The following is a 19,274-nucleotide window of genomic DNA, read 5'->3' on the forward strand; positions in this document are numbered from 1 at the left end:
GTCCCCCTGCTGAGCAACCACCTCGAACCGAAATGGGATACCAAAATGGACAAGCAGCAGATCGCCGAGATCCTTGCCAAGCCGTACGCCCAGCAGCTCCTGAACGGCCCCGAACCCGCCCGGCTCGCCTACGACGCGCTCGACGGCGACCCGCGGGTGATTCCGATCGGCTTCTGGACCGAAGGCGAACAGATCCTGATGGCCACCCTCCCCAAGTCCGCCAAGGTCGCCGCCCTCCGCAAGAACCCGAAGGTCGCCCTCACCATCGACACCGGCGCCTTCCCGCCCAAGGTCCTGCTGATCCGCGGCACCGCCGAACTCACCCTCCACCCCGGCATCCCCGAGGGCTACCTCCGCGCCGGCCACAAGGTCATGACCGACGCCCAGTACCCCGCCTGGGAGGCCGGCGTGAAGTCCCTCTACGACGAGATGACCCTCATCACCATCACCCCCACCTGGGCGAAACTCCTGGACTTCGAAACCACCATCCCCCAGTCGGTGGAAGACGTGATCAAAGCCAAGTCCGCCGGCTGACGGACCCTGCAGTTCAGGCGTTGTGGGTGCCGGGGTGGCGGTGGTTGGCTTGCAGGGCCGTGGCGGCGCCGCGGACGGCGGCGGTGTGGGGGGCCGGGGCGGGACGCACGGTGGCGCCGATCCGGCGGGACAGTTTGTACGTGATCTCCGGGCGCAGCGCACCGCCACCAGCAAGCAGTACGCCGCGATCGAGCGCATCGACTACCTGGCCGCAGCAGTCACCCTGCAACAGCCCGAGTACTGCGTCCGCCACCTCCTCGACAACCTCCGCCGCGGACAGGTCATCCACACCCAACGGCGTACTCCGCGCCTCGACCACGGACCCGTCGGTCAGCAACGCAACCTCGATCAACTGAGCACCCACATCAACCACCAGCAACGGGTCAGCAACCCCGGCCCGCGCCCCGAACGCAACCGCCTTGACGCCATCCAGCATCACCACAGCCGCCGGCCCCAGCACCTCCAACGCCGCCCGCATCCCCCGCCGCTGCCGCTCCCCACCCAACACCGGCACGACAGCAACCACCGTCAACCGGTGGGTGGCTGGGGTGGCGGTCTCGCGGCCGAGCAAGGTGGTAAGAAGACTGGCGGTTGCGGCGGCGTTGACGATCTCGCCTCGGCATACCAAACCACCTCGGCCGGAGGTGCCCGGTACGCGCGTTGGGACGTCGGCGGTCAGACCGTGCTCGGTGGTCCAGATCCGGGTCCGCGCACTGCCGAGGTCGATCGCAATCCCGGATACCAACCGGTCTCCCATCGGCAGCACCCGCCACCACGCGGGCCGCATCTCACTCGCCAAGGTGCGCGGGTGGTTTGAGTGGGTGGTCGGTGGGAGGGTGCGCCACCAGGAGCGGTCGGCTGTCGGCTGCGAGGTGGGCTGTTGTGGGTTCATCGGTCGGCTGTTTCACGGGCCCGGTGGCATTCGCCGCAGTACAGGGTTTGTGGGCAGATGCGCAGGCGTGAGAGTGCGATTCCGCCTCGGCATTCACGGCATTCGCCGTAGTGCCCGGTGTCCATCCGGTCCAGTGCCGCCTCGACGTCGGCCAGTACGTCTCGCGCCGCGACGACCAGACAGTCCTCGACCTCGGCCCGGCCCGCGCCGGCACCCTCGACCCGGCCGGCACGGGAAGCGCCAGCGTTCGGTGTCGAGGGGTGCGAGGTGGTGGGGGTTGGTTTGGGACGTTGGCGGATTTGGGCCAGTTGTTCGCGGCGGAAGGTGCGTTGGTCGAGCAGGATGGCTCTCAGGCCGGCCAGTTCGATTTTTGGTATACCGCCGTTGCGCGACTTGCGGGTCTGGCTGTTCACGCTCCTCCTCACTTGGCGCGGTGGCGCCCAGCGCAGGGCACTAGACCGCCTGCTGCTGGCAGCCCACGCAGAAGCGCACGTACGGCAGGATTTCCAGCCGGCCGACGGGGATGCGCGCCGCGCAGCCCTGGCAGGTGCCGTAGGTACCGTCCGAGACGCGTTCGACGGCGGCGTCGATCTCCTTCAGGACCAGGCGGATCGCGGTGGTTTGCGCGGTGACCAGGTCCTCGTTGGCGTTCGGCTTGTCGGCTTCCATCGCGTTCAGCTGGGCCAGCCGAGTGTTGCGCTCATGCTGCAGACGTTGCAGAGTCTCGTGGACGCGGTGCGCTCCGGGCTGACCGCCGGAGCCGAGCGTCGAGGTCTCTTGGGTGTTCATGACCACACCATGGCCGGTGGGTCAGCGGTTTCCTATCGGGACTGACCCCCATCTTGGTATGCCGGAGCGCTCGCCGGGCCGCACCATGACGCCCGATGGCGCACGATTGGTGTGAAGTACACGTCCGAGGACAGCGTGAAGGTACGCGTCCGAGGACCCGAGGGAAGGAATGCTGGTGTCGTTGTTCTGGCGGATCTTCGGCCTGAACGCGCTCGTGCTCGGCGGAGCGACCGCGTTGCTGCTGTGGGCGCCGGTCACGGTGTCGGTACCGGTGCTGTTCACCGAGGCGTCCGTACTGCTCGGCGGCCTGGTGGTGATGCTGGTCGCCAACGCCGCGCTGCTGCGGGTCGGTCTGGCGCCGCTGGCCCGGCTGAACCGGCGCATGTCCACCGTCGACGTACTGCGGCCTGGGCAACGGCTTCCGGTCAGCGGGCACGGTGGTATACCGGACCTGCTGCATGCCTTCAACGACATGCTCGACCGGCTCGAACGCGAGCGCGCGACGAGTGCGGCGCGGGCGTTGTCCGCGCAGGAGTCCGAGCGGCGGCGGATCGCGCGCGAACTGCACGACGAGGTGGGACAAAGCCTGACCGCGGTGCTGATGGATCTCAAACGTGCGGCGGATCGTGCGCCTGATCCTGGGCTGCGTGGCGAGTTGGCGCAGGCGCAGGAGACGACGCGGGCGAGTTTGGACGAGGTACGGCGGCTCGCGCACCGGCTGCGGCCCGGCGTACTGGAGGATCTTGGGCTGATCAGTGCGCTGACGGCGCTGGCGACTGAGGTGTCGGATCACACCGGGCTGGTGATTGATCGGCGGTTCGAGGCCGGGTTGCCGGTGCTGGATGAGCAGACCGAGTTGGTGCTGTATCGCGTCGCGCAGGAGAGTTTGACGAATGTCGCGCGGCACGCCGGGGCGAGGCGGATCGAGCTGTCGTTGGTCACGTACGCCGGGGGTGTTGTGCTGCGGATCGCGGATGACGGGCGTGGGACCGGGCTGGCGCATGAAGGGGCCGGCATTCGCGGGATGCGTGAACGGGCCCTGCTGATCGGTGCGACGCTCGAAATCGAACCCCGGGCGGCAGGCGGCACCGAAGTGAGCCTGACGGTGCCGGTCCAAAAGACGAGCGGGCGGGCGGATGGGGCTGCTGGGGGCCGGGTTGGCGGGGGCGGGGCTGGCGGGGGTGGGGGTTTGTGATGCGGGTGACTCGGATTTTGCTGGCGGATGATCATGCGTTGGTTCGGCGGGGCGTGCGGCTGATTCTTGACGGGGAGCCGGATCTTGAGGTGGTCGCGGAGGCGGATGACGGGAGTGAGGCGGTCGCGTTGTGCCGGAGCCAGGAGGTGGATCTGGCGATTCTCGACATCGCGATGCCGCGGATGACCGGGTTGCAGGCGGCGCGGGAGTTGTCGATCGTCAAGCCGGACGTACGAGTGCTGATGCTCACCATGTACGACAACGAGCAGTACTTCTTCCAGGCGTTGAAGGCGGGCGCGTCCGGGTACGTCCTGAAATCGGTGCTCGACCGCGACCTGGTCGAAGCGTGCCGGGCGACGATGCGGGGCGAGCCGTTCCTGTACCCGGGTGCGATGAAGCGGCTGGTCCGCAGCTACCTGGAGCGCGTTCGGCAGGGTGCTGATCTGCCGCAGCAGATCCTGACCGTGCGCGAGGAGGAGATCCTCAAGCTGGTTGCTGAAGGCAACTCGTCGAAGGAGATCGCCGAGCTGCTCACGATCAGCATCAAGACGGTCGAGCGGCACCGCTCAAACATCCTGCAGAAACTCGGGCTCCGGGATCGGCTCGATCTCACCCGGTACGCCATCCGCGCCGGCCTGCTCGAACCCTGAACCCCACCACACGCATCCGACGCATCCACGACGGCCGGGGCGGTCGGGCCGGTCGGGTCGGCCGCGCGGTAGCCGGGTGGCCGCGCGGTAGCCGGGAGGTCGAGGTGGGGCGCGCGGTAGCCGGGGTGAGTGGGTGGCCGCGCGGTAGCCGGGGTGGGCGCAGCATGTCCGGCGGTTGGTGCCGGTCTGGTGGGTGGGCGGGTGGTGCCGGTCTGGTGGGTGGGTGGGTGGGCCTGTGGATGACTGGTTTGGGGTGGTGGGGGTCGTGCGGCATGCTGGGGCTGGTTGGTATACCAAACCTGGAGTGTGGATGAGCGACGTGCGGGAATCTGAGGCCGAGCGGGTGGCGCGGCGGTTGCGGGACGAGATTCTCGACGGGGCGCGCCGGCCTGGGGAGAAGCTGGTCGAGCGGGAGCTGGCAGCGGCCCTGGAGGTCAGCCGGGTGCCGGTCCGGGAGGCGCTCAAGGTTCTGGTTGCCGAAGGGCTGGTCACGCTGCGGCCGCGGTCCTGGGCCGTGGTCCGGACCTTCACCGACTCCGATATCGCCGATCTTACCGAAGTGCGGACGGCGTTGGAGCCGTTGGCCTTCCGGTTGGCGGCGGAGCGGCGTACGCGGGAGGGGCTCGATCGGTTGCGGCGCACGCTGGACGATCAGCTGGTCGCGGCGCGGGCCGGGGACGCGGTGGTGGCGCGGCGGAAGGCGGCCGACTTTCACGAGATCGTCATGGAGCTCGCGTCGAACGAGCTGCTGATCGAGATCGAACGGCCGCTGCGGAGCAGGATGCGGTGGTTGCTCACTCAGCACGACGATCTGATGGCCGTCGCGGGGCAGCATCATGAGTTGTTCACCGCGATCGCCAACCGCGAAGCCGAGCACGCGGAATGGCTGGCCGGGGAACACCTTCGGCACTCCCAGTCCCTCTTCCGGGACACTCGCGGGTTGCCCTGACACCCACCAGCTCGCCCCGGCCCCTTCTTACCCGATCACTACCGGGTGGTATACCGAATTGCCGCCTGCAGAGTGAGCCCAGATCAATTTGGTATACCATTACCGGCATGCGTAGCTTGGTAGTTGGTGGGGTCCGGGGCCAGGGTGGGGCGTTGGTCGACCTGGTGGTTGCGGATGGCGTGATCACCGAAGTCGTGGCGGCCGGGAGTGCCGTCCGCGGCGAGGGCGTGGAGTGGCTTGACGGCCGTGGGTTGCTGGCCTTGCCGGGGTTCATCAACGCCCATGCGCATGTGGACAAGAGCTGGTGGGGCCAGCCGTGGGTTTCGTACGGCGGGGAGCCGACCACCCAGGGCCGGATCGCGCATGAGCGAGCCGAGCGCGACAAGTACGGAATCCCGAGCGTGGACGGTACGAAGGCTGTCCTTCGCGAGTTCCTGCGCCACGGGACGACCGCGACGCGTACGCACGTGGACGTGGATCTTGGCGTCGGACTGCGCGGAATCGCCAATGTGCACGAGGCTGCCGCCGCTCTGAACGGTGCTGTCGACGTGGAGATCGTCGCATTCCCGCAGGACGGTGTACTACGGCGGCCGGGCGTACTGGAGCTCCTCGATCAGGTAGCGGCCGAAGGGGCGACGAGTATCGGCGGGCTCGATCCGGCGTCGATCGATCGCGACCCGGTCGGCCAGCTGGACGCGCTCTTCGAGATCGCGGTCCGGCGTAACGTCGGCATCGACATTCACCTGCACGACCGCGGCGACCTCGGGGCGTTCCAGTACGAGCTGATCGCCGAGCGGACGACGGCCGGCGGACTGGCCGGGCGGGTGAATGTGTCGCACGGGTTCGCGCTCGGTGAGCTGGCGCCGCAGCGGCGGGCGGAAATGGTATACCAATTGGGCGAGGCCGGGGTTTCCTGGACGACGGTCGCGCCGGTCAACTCGGCGCCGCTGCCCTGGCGCGAGATGCGGACCGCCGGTGTCGCGATCGGACTGGGTACGGACGGCATCCGCGACCTCTGGTCCCCGTACGGTGACGGTGATCTGCTGCAGATCGCCCGTGGTTTCTCCCGGCTGCACGGTCTGCGCGAAGACGCCGACCTCACGTACGCGATCGAGCTCGCGACCACGGCCGCCGCGCCGTTCGTACACCGCGAGGTGCACGGCCTGACACCGGGCGCCCGCGCCGACATCGTACTGATCGACGCCGAGAACGTTCCCGACGTCCTGGTCCGCGCGCCGCGGCGTGAATTCGTCATCGCCGGCGGAGAGGTCGTCGTCCGCGACGGCGTCCTCCAGGTGTGAGTACCGGGACTGCCACGGTCGTCGAGAGGACCCTGGGCTCGTTGCGCGACAACCGGCCGTTTCGCCTGTTCTGGTTGTCGAATCTGTTCTTCTTCGGTGGGGTCTGGACGCAGACGCTCGTCCTCGGCTGGCTCGCGTACGAGACCACGCATTCCGACTTCCTGGTCGCCGTGTACACCGCCGTACGACTCGCACCGCTCTTGCTGGGACCGTTCGCCGGAGCGTACGCGGACCGGCACAACCGGGTTCGGCTGCTGATCATCGCGGCCTCGTGGGCGTTGGTGGCGGTCAGCACCGTGGCGACGCTGGCATCGCTCGGCCGGGCACCGTACTGGGTGCTCGTCGTGGGCGGACTCGCGATCGGGCTGGCCCAGTCGCCCTCACAACCGGCCCGCGCCTCGCTGGTGATGGACCTGGTCGGCCGGCAGAACATCAGCAACGCCAACGCGCTGAACTCGATGGCGCTGAACATGACGCAGGTGATCGGCCCCGCGCTCGGCGGCCTGATGATCAGCGGCCTCGGCGCACCGGCCGCATTGTGGGTCTCCACATTTTGGTATGCCATTTCGCTCGTCACGCTGCTGCCGTTGCGCCAGTACGGGCGGGTCGTCGGCGGGCACACCGGATCCGCGGTCCGGATGGTCACCAGCGGCCTCCGCGAGATCGCCCGGAACCGGCTGGCCTCGACGGTTCTGCTCGTCACGCTGGCGGCGAACACGTTGATCTGGCCGATCGCCCAGTCGTTCATGCCGGTCTTCGCGCAGGAGTCGCTCGGCCTCGACGCGGCCGGCCTCGGCTGGCTGCTGACCTGTACCGGCGTCGGCGGACTCACCGGCTCGCTGGTGATCGCGTGGCTCGGCGACTTCCGGTTCAAGGGCGGCATGTTCGTCGTCGGTACCGCGATCTGGGGAACGCTCTGGGCCGTCTTCGGGTTGTCGCACAGCCCGATCGCGTCGTTCGTACTGATGGCCGCGATCGGCGTGATGAGCGCTGCGTTCGGTGTCCTGCAGACCACGCTGCTCCTGATGACCACCAACGAATCCCTGCACGGCCGCGCCCTCGGCGTCCAGGAACTCGCGATCGGCATCATGCCGGTGGCCTCCCTCGCGTTGGGCGCCTTCGCCGAGCACTACGGCGTCAGCATCACCACCTTCGTGAGCGGACTCCTCCTCGTTGTCCTGCTCGCCCTCCTCGCCCTCTGGACCCCACAACTCCTCCGCTACGACGGCCACGACAGCCACGGCGGCGACGACAGCCACCGCGGTTACGACAACCAAGGGCCGCTACCGTAGAAACCCAGGAGGTGACCCCGATGGTGGTACGAGTGCGGCGGATCTACGACTCCGCCGACGACACCGACGGCAAGCGCGTACTGGTCGATCGCCTATGGCCGCGTGGAATCAGCAAGGAGCAGGCCCATCTGGACGAGTGGTGCAAAGAAGTTGCCCCGTCCAACGAGTTACGCGAGTGGTACGGACACGATCCGGTACGACGAGTTCGCCCGCCGGTACCGGGAGGAACTTCAGCAGCCAGAACGCGCGCAAGCCCTTGAACAGCTCAAGAAACTGGCCAAGGGCAAGCTGACGTTGCTCACCGCAACCAAACAGGCCGAGATCAGCCAGGCCGCGGTGCTGGCGGACATCCTGAAGTAGCTCAGGACCACCACTTGTTGCTGCGCGACAACGCGTCCGCGGTCTCACCGGTCGTGTCGAGCCCGTCGAGATCAGCCACCGCGGCAGCGTCCAGCTCGAAGTCGAACACGTTGTAGTTCTCCAGGATCCGCGGCTGATGCGTCGACTTCGGGATCACCGACAGCCCCTTCTGCATCGCCCACCGGATCAGCACCTGCGCGGGCGTGTGACCGGTGGCTTCGGCAATCCTGGCTACTACCGGATCACCGAGGTGCTTGCCGGTCCCCAGCGGGCTGTACGCCTGCGCAACGATGCCTGCGTCTTCACAAGCGGAGACGAGCGCCCGCCGGTACTCGAACGGGCTGAACTGAATCTGGTTCACCGCCGGCTGGATCTCCGCGACCTTCGACAGCTCCTGGATCTCGTCGGCGCCGAAGTTCGAGATGCCGATGCCCTTGGTCAGGCCGGCCTCGGCCGCCGCCTGCATCCCCGGCCAGGCCCAGGTCGGTCCGCCCTGCGGCCAGTGGATCAGGTACAGGTCGAGGTACGGCGTACCGAGCCGCTCGAGGCTCTTCTCTGCCTCGACCCGCGCGTCCTTCCCACCCGGATAGAACTTGGTGGTCAGGAAGATTTCCTCGCGTGGTATACCACTGTCCCGGATCGCCCGGCCGACGCTTGCCTCGTTCTGGTACGCCTGCGCGGTGTCGATCAGCCGGTACCCGGCCTCGAGCGCCCACGTGACAGCACGTTCGCATTCGGCTCCGTCGTCGACCTGCCAAACCCCCAGCCCGAACAGCGGGAGCTCGGTGCCGTTGGACAACGTGCGCGTCAGCTGAGTCATACAACCCTTCTACCACGCCAACCGAAACAACACCCGCGGATCCCAAGCCGGCGGAACCCAGCGCCGACGGATACCTACAGCCTGTTCGCCGCCCGGATCACGTCCACGACATCGGACATCATCCCGGTCAAGTCGTAGTCCTTGGGCGTGTACACCGCGGCCACCCCGGCGGCGAGCAGCGCCTTCGCGTCCCCCTCCGGCACGATCCCGCCGACAACCACCGGCACATCCTCCAGCCCGGCAGTACGCAGGCCGTCGACCACCTGCGGTACGAGCTCCATGTGCGATCCGGAAAGAATCGACAGCCCGACGCAATGCACGTCCTCGGCGACGGCGGCGGCGACGATCTGCTCCGGCGTCAGCCGGATGCCTTGGTATACCACCTCGAACCCCACATCCCGAGCCCGGACCGCGACCTGCTCCGCACCGTTGGAGTGACCATCAAGCCCGGGCTTTCCGACCAGCAACCGCAGCCGCCCACCGAGCTCTTCCGACGTCGCCTTGACCTTCGCGCGGACCGCCGCGAGATCCGCGCCACCAGCCGCGATACCGACCGATCCGGACACCCCGGTCGGCGCGCGGTATTCGCCGTACATCTCCCGCAGTACGCCCGCCCACTCCCCCGTCGTCACACCGGCCCGGGCGCACTCCAGGGTCGCGGGCATCAAGTTGTCCGCCGTCTTCGCGGTCGCCCGCAACTTGGCGAGGGCAGCGTCGACAGCAGCCGCATCTCGTTTGGTATGCCATTCTCGCAACGACTCCAGCGCAGCGGATTCGGCCGCCGGATCCACAGTCTGGATCGCCGTATCGAGATCGGCAGTCAGCGGTGACGGTTCGGTGGTGTCGAACCGGTTCACGCCGACGACAATCTGCTCGCCGGACTCGATCCGCTGCCGCCGCTCCGCATGCGACGCGACCAGCGCCTGCTTGAGGTACCCGCTCTCAACAGCCGCGACCGCACCACCCATCGCCTGCACCCGGTCGATCTCCTCGCGCGCCCCGTCGACCAGCGCGGACACCTTCGCCTCGATCACATGCGATCCGTCGAAGATGTCGTCGTACTCCAGCAGATCGGACTCGTACGCAAGCACCTGCTGCATCCGCAGCGACCACTGCTGGTCCCACGGCCGCGGCAGCCCGAGCGCCTCGTTCCAGGCCGGGAGTTGTACGGCCCGGGCGCGCGCGTTCTTGGACAGCGTCACGCCCAGCATCTCCAGGACGATCCGCTGCACGTTGTTCTCCGGCTGCGCCTCGGTCAGACCGAGAGAGTTGACCTGGACGCCGTACCGCAGCCGCCGTGCTTTCGCATCGGTCACGCCATACCGCTGCAGCGTCAACTCGTCCCAGAGCTGGACGAACGCGCGCATCTTGCACGTTTCCTCGATGAAACGCACACCGGCGTTCACGAAGAACGAGATCCGCTGCACCACTTCACCGAACCGCTCCGGCGGCACCTGACCCGCGTCGCGCACCCTGTCCAGTACGGCGGTCGCCGTGGACAGCGCGAACGCCAGCTCCTGTACGGGGGTCGCGCCGGCCTCCTGCAGGTGGTAGCTGCAGATGTTGATCGGATTCCACTTGGGCATCCGAGCGACCGTGTACGCGATCACGTCCGTCGTGAGCCGGAGCGACGCCTCGGGCGGGAACGCGTACGTGCCGCGGGACAGGTACTCCTTGACGATGTCGTTCTGCGTCGTACCGGTCAGCTCGTCCGGACGCGCGCCCTGCTCCTCGGCAGCGACCTGGTAGAGCGCGAGCAGCCACATCGCGGTCGCGTTGATCGTCATCGACGTGTTCATCCGCGCCAGCGGGATCTGGTCGAAGAGCGCGCGGACGTCACCCAGGTGCGCGACCGGTACGCCGACCTTGCCGACCTCGCCCTTCGCCAGCGGATGATCCGCGTCGTACCCGGTCTGCGTCGGCAGGTCGAACGCGACCGACAGGCCGGTCTGTCCCTTGGCCAGGTTCCGCCGGAACAGCGCGTTCGACTCCGCCGCGGACGAGTGACCCGCGTAGGTTCGCATCACCCACGGTCGATCCTTCTCGGTGACTCCATCCGAAGCAGCCATGTACCCGAGAGTAGGACTCTGTGCCCTTGTGAGTCCGCCCCTCGTGACCCGAGTCACCAGGGGCGTGGATCACACGAAACGATCCTCAGGCCGTCATCGGCAGCGGCGTGCGCTCGACCTTGAGGACCCGGTGCAGGCGGGTGACCGCGAGGATGCGGACCACCGACGGCATCGGGTGCCAGAGCACGAGCTGGCGGCCGAGGAGCTGAGTGCGGCGATGGGTGGCGACCAGCAGGCCGAGGCCGGTCGCGTCGACCGCGTCGACGGCCTCCAGGTCGACGATCACGTCCCCGTCCGAGGTGTCGATCAGATGGTTGAGCGTTTGCCGAACGTCGCCCACTGAGCGGACGTCCAGGATGCCGGTCAGATGTACCACGTTGTCAGACTGATGGTGGGTCTGGTGGTGGGTCGTCTGGTGCTGGGTCGGTGCGAGCATGTCCGGGCCCTCCGCTCTTCCGGCGGCCCCCGAGTGATCGGCCGCGTGGCAGCGTCTTGTCCCTAAAGACTCCCTGCAGACACGGAAGGTTGCCAAGACCTCACGAACTTTTACTTCGGGTGACGACGCACTTCCGGCGGCACCGGACCGGCGTGGACACAGTCTTCGCGCGACAATGAGCAGTGTGTTCGCGGAGGAGTACTTCTGGTTCCCGGTGGTGACCATCGCGCTGGCCGGCTCGATGGTGCTGCTGTGCCGCTGGGCCTTCTCCAAAGCGAAAGGCGGCTCACTTGTCCGCCGGGTGGACACGCGGCCGGCCGCGCGGGACTCCTTCGGCCTGCTGATCGACGTACGCACCGTGCCCAGCTACAACGACGCCCGGGTCCTGGTGTCCCGGCTGGCAGCGTTCCGGATCAAGGCGACCGCCGCCCGCACCGACGACGGCTGGACCGTCTACGTCTGGCCCCAGGACGAGGCAGCCGCCCGCGGCCTCCTCGACGCCCCCTGACCCAGCAGCTAACACCGCAACCTCCTGAGAGCTGCGAAGGGACAGCGCTTTTCCCCAGCGTCTAGGGTCTGAGTATGGGGACTCTGCTTGAGCTGGACCTGACCCGCGGCGTACTCGAGACGCCGCCCGCTTCACCAGTGGCGGCCTTCCGTGCCCGCCACCTGCCGACGCTGCGCGAGCTGGTCGGCGCACTGCGAAAGGGCTCGCGCGACGACTCGGTGGTCGGCGTCGTCGCCCACCTCGGCGCACACCGCCTGTCACTCGCACAGGTGCAGGAGCTCCGCGAGGCGGTGGCCGACTTCCGGACGTCAGGCAAACCGGCAGTGGCCTGGACCGAGTCGTTCGGTGAGGCCGGTCAGGGCACGGTCCCCTACTACCTGGCCACGGCGTTCGACGAGATCTGGCTGCAGCCGTCCGGTGACCTGGCCATCACCGGTGTGACCGTGCAGGCCGTTTTCGTCCGCGGTGCGCTCGACAAGGCCGGGGTCATCCCCCAGTTCGGCAAGCGGCGTGAGTACAAGACGGCGGCAGACACCTTCACCGAGAAGGAGATGACCGCACCAGCGCGGGAGATGGCGTCCCGGCTGGCTGAGTCGGCGTACGAGCAGATCGTGGAAGGCATCGCGGTACGCCGCCGGCTGGACACCGCACGGGTGCGGGAGCTCGTCGACAGCGCGCCCCTGCCCGCGCAGGACGGTCTGGATGCCGGACTGGTCGATCGACTCGGCTACCGCTCCGACGTGTACGACGAGTTGGAGAAGCAGCTTCAGTACGACGACCGCTTGCTGGCTGAGCGCTACATCCGGCGCGGCCCGCGTACCGTCGATGAGCTGCGCAAGACGTTCCCCTGGCCGCAGAAACCACTCGTAGCCGTGGTCCGCGTGACCGGTGGCATCTCAGTGGGCCGCAACTCCAACAGCCCGATGGGTGGACCTGGCTCCGGCTCCGACACCATCGGCGCCGCACTGCGCGCTGTGACCGACAACGACCACGTCAAAGCGGTGGTGCTGCGCGTGGACAGCCCCGGTGGCTCGTACGTCGCGTCAGACGCCATCCGCAACGAGGTACTGCGCTTGCGGTCGACCGGACGACCTGTGAAGTCGGAGGCCAAGCGGTCTTAGGAAGACAACTCACAAGACCAACTCCTTGGCTCACAGAACGACATGGCTACGATCCGACTTCGATCGGCGTGCTGACCGGCAAGGGCGTCGTACGGGACGCACTAGGCCGGATCGGGATCTCCCGCGAAGCGGTATCCGAAGGTGCGAACGCGCAGATGTTCTCCGCGCAGGAGGAGTTCACCGACGAGCAGTGGGCGCGGCTGGAGGAGACGCTGGACCGCATCTACAAGGACTTCGTCGCCAAGGCGGCGCAGGACCGCGGACTGCCCGAAGAGCAACTGGAAGCACTCGCGCGCGGCCGCGTGTGGACCGGCGCCGACGCACACAGTCACAAGCTGGTCGACGAGCTCGGTGGGTTCCAGCATGCGCTGACGCTCGCCTGCAACCGGGCTGGTCTGGACCGCGACGAGATCGGCGTCACGTCCGTACCGCACCGCAATCTGCTCAGTCAGCTCCGGGCGCCGGTGACGACCGATGATCTGGCCGTCACCGCGGCGCCGCTCTCGCTGGACGGCCTGACCACCGGCCTCTACAGCGCACTGGGCCTGCCACCGGCAGGAGTACTGCGGATGCCCTTCAGCTGGGAAATAGGCTAGTAGCTGGGAAATCGGCTAGTAGCTGGCGGATCGGCTAGCGTTCGCCGCCCGGCACCCAGAGGACGTCGCCGCCGGAGGACAGGTTCGCCACCCGGCCGAGGATGAACAGCAGGTCGGACAGGCGGTTCAGGTATGTGATCGCCAGCAGGTTGACGGACGGGCCGTGCGCTTCGACGGCGGCCCAGCCGGCCCGCTCCGAGCGCCGGACGACCGCCCGAGCCACGTTCAGGTACGCGGCGCCCTCGGTCCCGCCGGGCAGGATGAACGACCGCAGCTTGGTCAAACGACTGTTGTACTCGTCGCACCAGCCCTCGAGCCGGTCGATGTACTCCTGGGTGATCCGCAGCGGTGGGTACTCCGGGTCGGGCGTGATCGGGTTGCACAGGTCCGCGCCGACGTCGAACAGGTCGTTCTGGATCCGGGTCAGCAGCACCACGATCGAGGTGTTCAGGTGCCCGGCCGCGATCGCGACGCCGATCGCGGAGTTCGCTTCGTCCACCTCGCCGTACGCGGCCAGCCGCGGATCGGTCTTCGAAGTGGTCGAGTTGTCGCCCAAGCGGGTCTCGCCGGCGTCTCCGGTGCGGGTGTAGATCCGCGTCAAGTTCACAGCCATGCCAGGGACTCTACGCAAACCCCAGGCCGGTCAAACGCTACAGTCGACCAGTGGAACGGTTTCGGATCGCGGGTGAGGCACGGCTCGACGGCGCTGTCGAGGTGGCCGGAGCGAAGAACAGCGTGCTCAAGTTGATGGCGGCGGCACTGCTGGCGGAAGGTACGACGACGCTGCGGCAGGTGCCGGGCATTCTCGACGTCACGTTCATGGCGCAACTGCTGGACACGCTCGGCTGCTCGGTGAAGGTGGACCCGGACGGGCGGCTGGCGACGATCTCGGTGCCGGCCGAGGTCAAACACCAGTGCGACTACGACCTCGTACGCAAGCTGCGGGCGTCGATTTCGGTGCTCGGGCCGTTGCTGGCCCGCTGTGGTCAGGCCGAGGTGGCGTTGCCCGGCGGCGACAACATCGGCTCCCGCGGGCTGAACATGCACGTCGCGGGCCTGGAGGCGATGGGCGCGAAGGTGCACATCGAGCACGGTTTCGTGATCGCCGAGGCGCCGCAGGGGCTGCACGGCGCCGAGGTCTGGCTGGACTTCCCGAGCGTCGGCGCGACCGAGACGATCATGATGGCGTCGGTGCTCGCGAAGGGTACGACGATCATCGAGAACGCCGCCCGCGAGCCGGAGATCCAGGACATCGCGGCGATGCTGGTCGAGATGGGCGCGCTGATCGACGGCGCCGGGTCGCCGCGGATCGAGATCACCGGCGTGGACGGGCTGCTGAACCCGGTCGACCACACCGTGGTCCCGGACCGGATCGTGTCCGGCAGCTGGGCATTCGCGGCGGCCATCACCAAGGGTGACGTGACGGTCTCGAACGGGCACGCGGAGCACCTCGAACTGCCGCTCGACAAGCTGCACAAGGCCGGCGCGGAGATCACCGTGCTGAACCCGGGCTTCCGGGTCCGGATGCACGACCGGCCGAAGCCGGTGGACGTGGTCACGCTGCCGTACCCCGGTTTCGCGACCGATCTGCAGGCGTTCGTGATCGCGATGAACGCGCTCAGCGACGGCGCGGCGATGGTCACGGAGAACCTGTTCGAGGGCCGGTTCACGTTCGCGCAGGAGCTGACCCGGCTCGGCGCGCAGATCCAGACCGACGGGCATCACGCGGTCGTCCGCGGCGTCCCGCGGCTGTCCGGCGCCCCGGTGGTCGCCTCGGACATCCGCGCCGGCGCCGCGCTGGTACTGGCCGGCCTCGCCGCCGAAGGCGAGACCCTGGTCTCAGCCGCCCACCACGTCCACCGCGGCTACACCGACTTCGCCGGCAACCTCCGCCGCCTCGGCGCCGACGTGGTCGTCGAGCCCGACGACGCGGAGCTGTACTGGAATTAGGCGCCCCGCTGGCGGGTTGTTTCACCGCTGACCTGTTGCAGCACGCCAGCAATCACATAACCCGCCAGCGCAGCGGTCGGGTTAGGGTCTGCGCATGACTGAGCGTGTGATCAAGCCTCTGGGGCGTGGCTTCCTGTTCCTTGACTCGCATCCGGCGGGGTGTGCGCGGATTGTGCGGGACCTGGCCGCCGAGGTGCCATCGCGTACGGCGGAACGGCGGACCGCACTGGTAGTCGGATCGAGCTCCGGGTACGGACTGGCCTCGACGATCGCCGGACTGGCACGGTACGGGGTCGACGGGATCGGGGTTTGTTTCGAGAAGGCGCCGACGGCTCGGCGGACGGCGACCGCCGGGTGGTACCGGACCGCGGAGACGGCCGCACTGGCCGCGGAGCTCGGCCGGTCGTGGAGCTTCGTCAACGCGGACGCGTTCGCGGACACCACGAAGGACGAGGTGCTGGACCTCGTCGCCGAGCGGCTCGGCGGGATCGATCACCTGATCTACAGCGTGGCGGCGCCGCGCCGGGTGGACCCGCGGAACGGCGAGACGTACCAGTCGGTGCTGAAGGCGATCGGCGCGGAGCACACCACGAAGAGCCTCGCGTTCGAGGACGGCGCTCCGGTGCTGCAGGAGGTCGGGATCGAGGTCGCGACCGACGACGAGATCGCGCAGACCGTGAAGGTGATGGGCGGCGAGGACTGGGCACGCTGGGTCACGGCGCTGCAGGAGCGCGAACTGCTCAAGCCTGGGTTCAACACAGTTGCGCTGACGTACATCGGGTCTGAATTGACTGGTCCGCTGTACCGGCAGGGGTCGATCGGTGCCGCGAAGGCGGACCTTGAGCAGACCGCGCTGAAGCTGGCCGCGGATGGGGTGACGGCGCGGACGTCCGTGAACGGTGCTGCCGTGACGCAGGCGTCGTCGGCGATCCCCGGCATCGGGCTGTACGTCAGCATCCTGCACAAGGTGGCGGGCCTGCAGACGCCGGTCGAGCAGTCGATCGCGTTGTGGGATCAGCTCACCGGCGCGGCGCCCCTCGACCTTGACGAGGAAGGCCGCATCCGCCTTGACCGCTGGGAGCTGACCGACGAGGTACAGGCCAACGTTCGCGCGGTCTGGGAATCGGCCACCAAGGACAACATCGGCGAGGTCACGGACGCGGCCTGGTTCCTCGCCGAGGTACGCCGCTTGTACGGCTTCGACGTCCCCGGAGTGGACTATGCAGCCGAAACCGAAGTCGACGTAACCTGGCCGGCCTGATCGTCAGAGTGGTTTGAACGACACCATTTCGAGTACTAGTTCGGCCGCATCGTCTGACGCGTCGAGGTCGACTGTTGCGGTGATGCGCCAGTCGTGGTTGCCGTCGGGGTCGTCGATGATTTGCTGCACTTCCCAGTAGCCCGGGTGCTCTTCGACCAGGAAGAGCGCCGGGCCGCGGGCGGCCGGGCCGGTGTTGAGCGTCTCGTGTTCGGCGTAGTACGCGGTGCCGGCCTCGGCCCAGCGGGCGGCGTCCCAGCCGGCGTCGGTGTCGAGTTGGCCGAGCTCGGCCCAGCGGTGCAGCGCGAGCAGTTCGACCCGGCGGAACATCGCGTTTCGGACCAGTACGCGGAAAGCCCTGGTGTTCAAGGTGATCCGGCGCGGGCCGACCGGTACCGCGGCGACGACCTCCTCGGTGGTCGGGTTGGTCAGTTCCTCCCACTCGTCGAGCAGGCTGGAGTCGGTCTGCCGGACGACCTCGCCGAGCCACTCGATCAGGTCGGCCAGGTCCTCGTCCACCTTGTCCGGCGGTACGGTCTGCCGGAGCGCCTTGTACGCGTCGCTCAGGTACCGCAGCACGATGCCCTCCGAGCGCGCCAGCCCGTAGTACCCGATGAACTCGCCGAACGTCATCGCCCGTTCGAACATGTCCCGGACCACTGCCTTCGGCGACAGCCCGGTATCCGCGATCCACGGATGCGTCTGCCGGTACATCTCGAACGTTGCCTCGAGCAACTCCTGCAGCGGCTTCGGCCAGCTGACGTCCTCCAGCAACTCCATCCGCTCGTCGTACTCGATGCCCTGGGCCTTCATCGCGTTCACCGCCTCGCCCTTGGCGTGGTGCTCCTGCGCCCAGAGCACGGCGCGCGGGTCCTCCAGCGTGGCCTCGATGATCGACACCACATCCAGCGCGTACGAGGGGTCGGCCGGATCGAGCAGATCGAGCGCCGCAAGGGCGAAGGTGGACAACGGCTGGTTCAGGCTGAAGTCCTTCTGCAGGTCGACCGTGAGGCGGAAGATCCGGCCGTTCTCGTCGGGCTCGTCGAGACGTTCGACCACACCGGCGGTGACGAGAGTGCGGTAGATCTGGATCGCGCGCCGGATCAGCCGCACCTGCGCACGGGCGTCCTCGTGGTTGTCGCGGAGCAGGTGCCGCATGCTCGCGAACGCGTTGCCGTCGCGGGCGATGACGTTCAGCAGCATCGCGTGGCTGACCCGCATCCGGGACTGCAGCGCCTCCGGCTCGGCCGCGACCAGCCGGTCGAACGTGTCCTCGCCCCAGGTGACGAAACCTTCCGGCGGCTTCTTCCGCTGGACCTTGCGCTGCTTCTTCGGATCGTCACCGGCCTTGGCGAGCGCCTTCACGTTCTCCACCACGTGATCCGGCGCCTGTACGACCACGGTGCCGGAGGTGTCGTACCCGGCCCGCCCGGCCCGGCCCGCGATCTGGTGGAACTCGCGTGCTTTCAGGATCCGCTGGCGACGGCCGTCGTACTTGCTCAGCGCGGTCAGCACGACCGTACGGATCGGGACGTTGATGCCGACGCCGAGCGTGTCGGTGCCGCAGATGACCTTGAGCAGACCGGCTTGTGCGAGTTGCTCGACCAGGCGCCGGTACTTGGGCAGCATGCCGGCGTGGTGCACACCGATGCCGTGCTTCACCAACCGTTGCAGCGTCCGCCCGAAGCCCTTGCTGAAGCGGAAGTTTCCGATCAGCTCGTTCAGTTTCTCCTTCTCCTCCTTCGAGGAGACGTTGATGCTCATCAGGGCCTGCGCACGTTCCAGCGCGGCGGCCTGGGTGAAGTGCACGACGTACACCGGGGCCTGATGGGTGGTAAGCAATTCTTCGAGCGTCTCGTGCAGGGCGGTGGTGACGTACTTGTAGACCAGCGGGACCGGGCGTTCACCGGACGCGACGATCGCGGTCGGGCGGCCGGTACGGCGGGACAGATCGATCTTGAACCGCTCGACGTCACCGAGGGTCGCGGACATCAGCACGAACTGCGCGGCCGGCAGCTCGAGCAGCGGGACCTGCCAGGCCCAGCCGCGGTCCGGCTCGGAGTAGAAGTGGAACTCGTCCATCACGACCTGACCGACGTCGGCGGCCGAGCCTTCCCGGAGCGCGATGTTGGCGAGGACCTCGGCCGTGCAGCAGATGATCGGCGCGCCGGCGTTCACCGCGGCGTCACCGGTCAGCATGCCGACCTTGTCCGCGCCGAACACGTCGCACAGCGCGAAGAACTTCTCCGACACCAGCGCCTTGATCGGCGCGGTGTAGAAGGTCCGCCGGCCGTGCGCGAGCGCGGCGAAGTGCGCGCCGGTCGCGACCAGGCTCTTCCCGGACCCGGTCGGCGTGGAGAGAATCACGTTCGACCCGGTCATCACCTCGATCAACGCTTCTTCCTGCGCCGGGTACAACGAGATGCCCTGCTCCCCCACCCAACGCGCGAACGCGTCGTACAGGTCGTCAGGCTCGGTCGTGTCGGGCACCAGCTCAGTCAGCGTCATCGCGACCCATTGTTGCTTACCGCCTGATTCGGCGGCAGCTCGACAG

General features: G+C 68.0%; 18 protein-coding genes and 1 pseudogene. 11 read left to right on the plus strand and 8 right to left on the minus strand.

Annotation, left to right across the window (positions count from 1 at the left end; translation table 11 throughout):
* Positions 1-45: 45 nt before the first annotated feature.
* Positions 46-534: a pyridoxamine 5'-phosphate oxidase family protein gene (locus ABD260_RS16000; RefSeq protein WP_344234320.1), complete on the plus strand. Its 489-nt coding sequence runs from the start codon at positions 46-48 to the stop codon at positions 532-534.
* 13 nt (positions 535-547) lie between these two features.
* Here ABD260_RS16000 and ABD260_RS16005 read toward each other — a convergent pair whose 3' ends face one another.
* From ABD260_RS16005 to ABD260_RS16015, 3 genes are all read right to left on the minus strand, one after another.
* On the minus strand, positions 548-1,291 hold the full coding sequence (locus ABD260_RS16005; RefSeq protein ID WP_344234321.1) for a rod shape-determining protein: 744 nt from the start codon (positions 1,289-1,291) through the stop codon (positions 548-550).
* Positions 1,292-1,422: 131 nt separating this feature from the next.
* Entirely contained in the window at positions 1,423-1,839 is a 417-nt protein-coding gene (locus ABD260_RS16010; protein ID WP_344234322.1) for a TraR/DksA family transcriptional regulator, read from the minus strand.
* Between the two features lie 40 nt (positions 1,840-1,879).
* Entirely contained in the window at positions 1,880-2,215 is a 336-nt protein-coding gene (locus ABD260_RS16015; protein WP_344234323.1) for a TraR/DksA family transcriptional regulator, read from the minus strand.
* A gap of 175 nt (positions 2,216-2,390) precedes the next feature.
* On the opposite strand from ABD260_RS16015, the gene ABD260_RS16020 reads away from it, so the two are divergent.
* From ABD260_RS16020 to ABD260_RS37595, 6 genes and pseudogenes are all read left to right on the plus strand, one after another.
* On the plus strand, positions 2,391-3,410 hold the full coding sequence (locus ABD260_RS16020; protein WP_344234324.1) for a HAMP domain-containing sensor histidine kinase: 1,020 nt from the start codon (positions 2,391-2,393) through the stop codon (positions 3,408-3,410).
* Positions 3,410-4,060, plus strand: a complete 651-nt coding sequence (locus tag ABD260_RS16025; RefSeq protein WP_344234483.1) for a response regulator — start codon at positions 3,410-3,412, stop codon at positions 4,058-4,060. The genes ABD260_RS16020 and ABD260_RS16025 overlap by 1 nt, the downstream gene beginning before the upstream one ends.
* Positions 4,061-4,370: 310 nt before the next feature.
* Positions 4,371-5,009: a GntR family transcriptional regulator gene (locus tag ABD260_RS16030; protein ID WP_344234325.1), complete on the plus strand. Its 639-nt coding sequence runs from the start codon at positions 4,371-4,373 to the stop codon at positions 5,007-5,009.
* A 107-nt stretch (positions 5,010-5,116) separates the two neighbouring features.
* A complete protein-coding gene (locus ABD260_RS16035; RefSeq protein WP_344234326.1) occupies positions 5,117-6,310 on the plus strand; it encodes an amidohydrolase in 1,194 nt (397 codons plus the stop codon).
* Positions 6,307-7,602, plus strand: a complete 1,296-nt coding sequence (locus tag ABD260_RS16040) for an MFS transporter (RefSeq protein ID WP_344234327.1) — start codon at positions 6,307-6,309, stop codon at positions 7,600-7,602. The genes ABD260_RS16035 and ABD260_RS16040 overlap by 4 nt, the downstream gene beginning before the upstream one ends.
* A gap of 20 nt (positions 7,603-7,622) precedes the next feature.
* Positions 7,623-7,962, plus strand: a pseudogene (locus ABD260_RS37595) (DUF488 domain-containing protein).
* Position 7,963: 1 nt separating this feature from the next.
* Here the strand turns inward: ABD260_RS37595 and ABD260_RS16050 are convergent.
* The 3 genes from ABD260_RS16050 to ABD260_RS16060 form a co-directional block, all read right to left on the minus strand.
* Positions 7,964-8,782, minus strand: a complete 819-nt coding sequence (locus ABD260_RS16050; protein ID WP_344234329.1) for an aldo/keto reductase — start codon at positions 8,780-8,782, stop codon at positions 7,964-7,966.
* 74 nt (positions 8,783-8,856) lie between these two features.
* A complete protein-coding gene (locus ABD260_RS16055; RefSeq protein WP_344234330.1) occupies positions 8,857-10,851 on the minus strand; it encodes a methylmalonyl-CoA mutase family protein in 1,995 nt (664 codons plus the stop codon).
* Positions 10,852-10,936: 85 nt separating this feature from the next.
* Positions 10,937-11,287 (minus strand): STAS domain-containing protein, encoded by a 351-nt coding sequence (locus ABD260_RS16060; RefSeq protein WP_344234331.1) that lies wholly within the window; start codon positions 11,285-11,287, stop codon positions 10,937-10,939.
* Positions 11,288-11,462: 175 nt separating this feature from the next.
* On the opposite strand from ABD260_RS16060, the gene ABD260_RS16065 reads away from it, so the two are divergent.
* Positions 11,463-11,795: a hypothetical protein gene (locus ABD260_RS16065; RefSeq protein ID WP_344234332.1), complete on the plus strand. Its 333-nt coding sequence runs from the start codon at positions 11,463-11,465 to the stop codon at positions 11,793-11,795.
* Between the two features lie 1,189 nt (positions 11,796-12,984).
* Positions 12,985-13,512 (plus strand): S49 family peptidase, encoded by a 528-nt coding sequence (locus ABD260_RS16075; protein ID WP_344234334.1) that lies wholly within the window; start codon positions 12,985-12,987, stop codon positions 13,510-13,512.
* 34 nt (positions 13,513-13,546) lie between these two features.
* Here the strand turns inward: ABD260_RS16075 and ABD260_RS16080 are convergent, their stop codons facing one another.
* Entirely contained in the window at positions 13,547-14,125 is a 579-nt protein-coding gene (locus ABD260_RS16080) for a cob(I)yrinic acid a,c-diamide adenosyltransferase (protein WP_344234335.1), read from the minus strand.
* A gap of 50 nt (positions 14,126-14,175) precedes the next feature.
* Here ABD260_RS16080 and murA point away from each other — a divergent pair, with 50 nt between their 5' ends.
* Entirely contained in the window at positions 14,176-15,462 is a 1,287-nt protein-coding gene (gene murA / locus ABD260_RS16085) for a UDP-N-acetylglucosamine 1-carboxyvinyltransferase (protein ID WP_344234336.1), read from the plus strand.
* Positions 15,463-15,556: 94 nt separating this feature from the next.
* Entirely contained in the window at positions 15,557-16,723 is a 1,167-nt protein-coding gene (gene fabV, locus ABD260_RS16090) for an enoyl-[acyl-carrier-protein] reductase FabV (RefSeq protein WP_344234337.1), read from the plus strand.
* Positions 16,724-16,726: 3 nt separating this feature from the next.
* On the opposite strand, the gene ABD260_RS16095 is transcribed toward fabV, so the two are convergent.
* A complete protein-coding gene (locus ABD260_RS16095; protein ID WP_344234338.1) occupies positions 16,727-19,228 on the minus strand; it encodes a DEAD/DEAH box helicase in 2,502 nt (833 codons plus the stop codon).
* Positions 19,229-19,274 lie beyond the last annotated feature (46 nt).

It is taken from the genome of Kribbella hippodromi, assembly GCF_039531045.1.
Taxonomy (GTDB): Bacteria; Actinomycetota; Actinomycetes; order Propionibacteriales; family Kribbellaceae; genus Kribbella; species Kribbella hippodromi.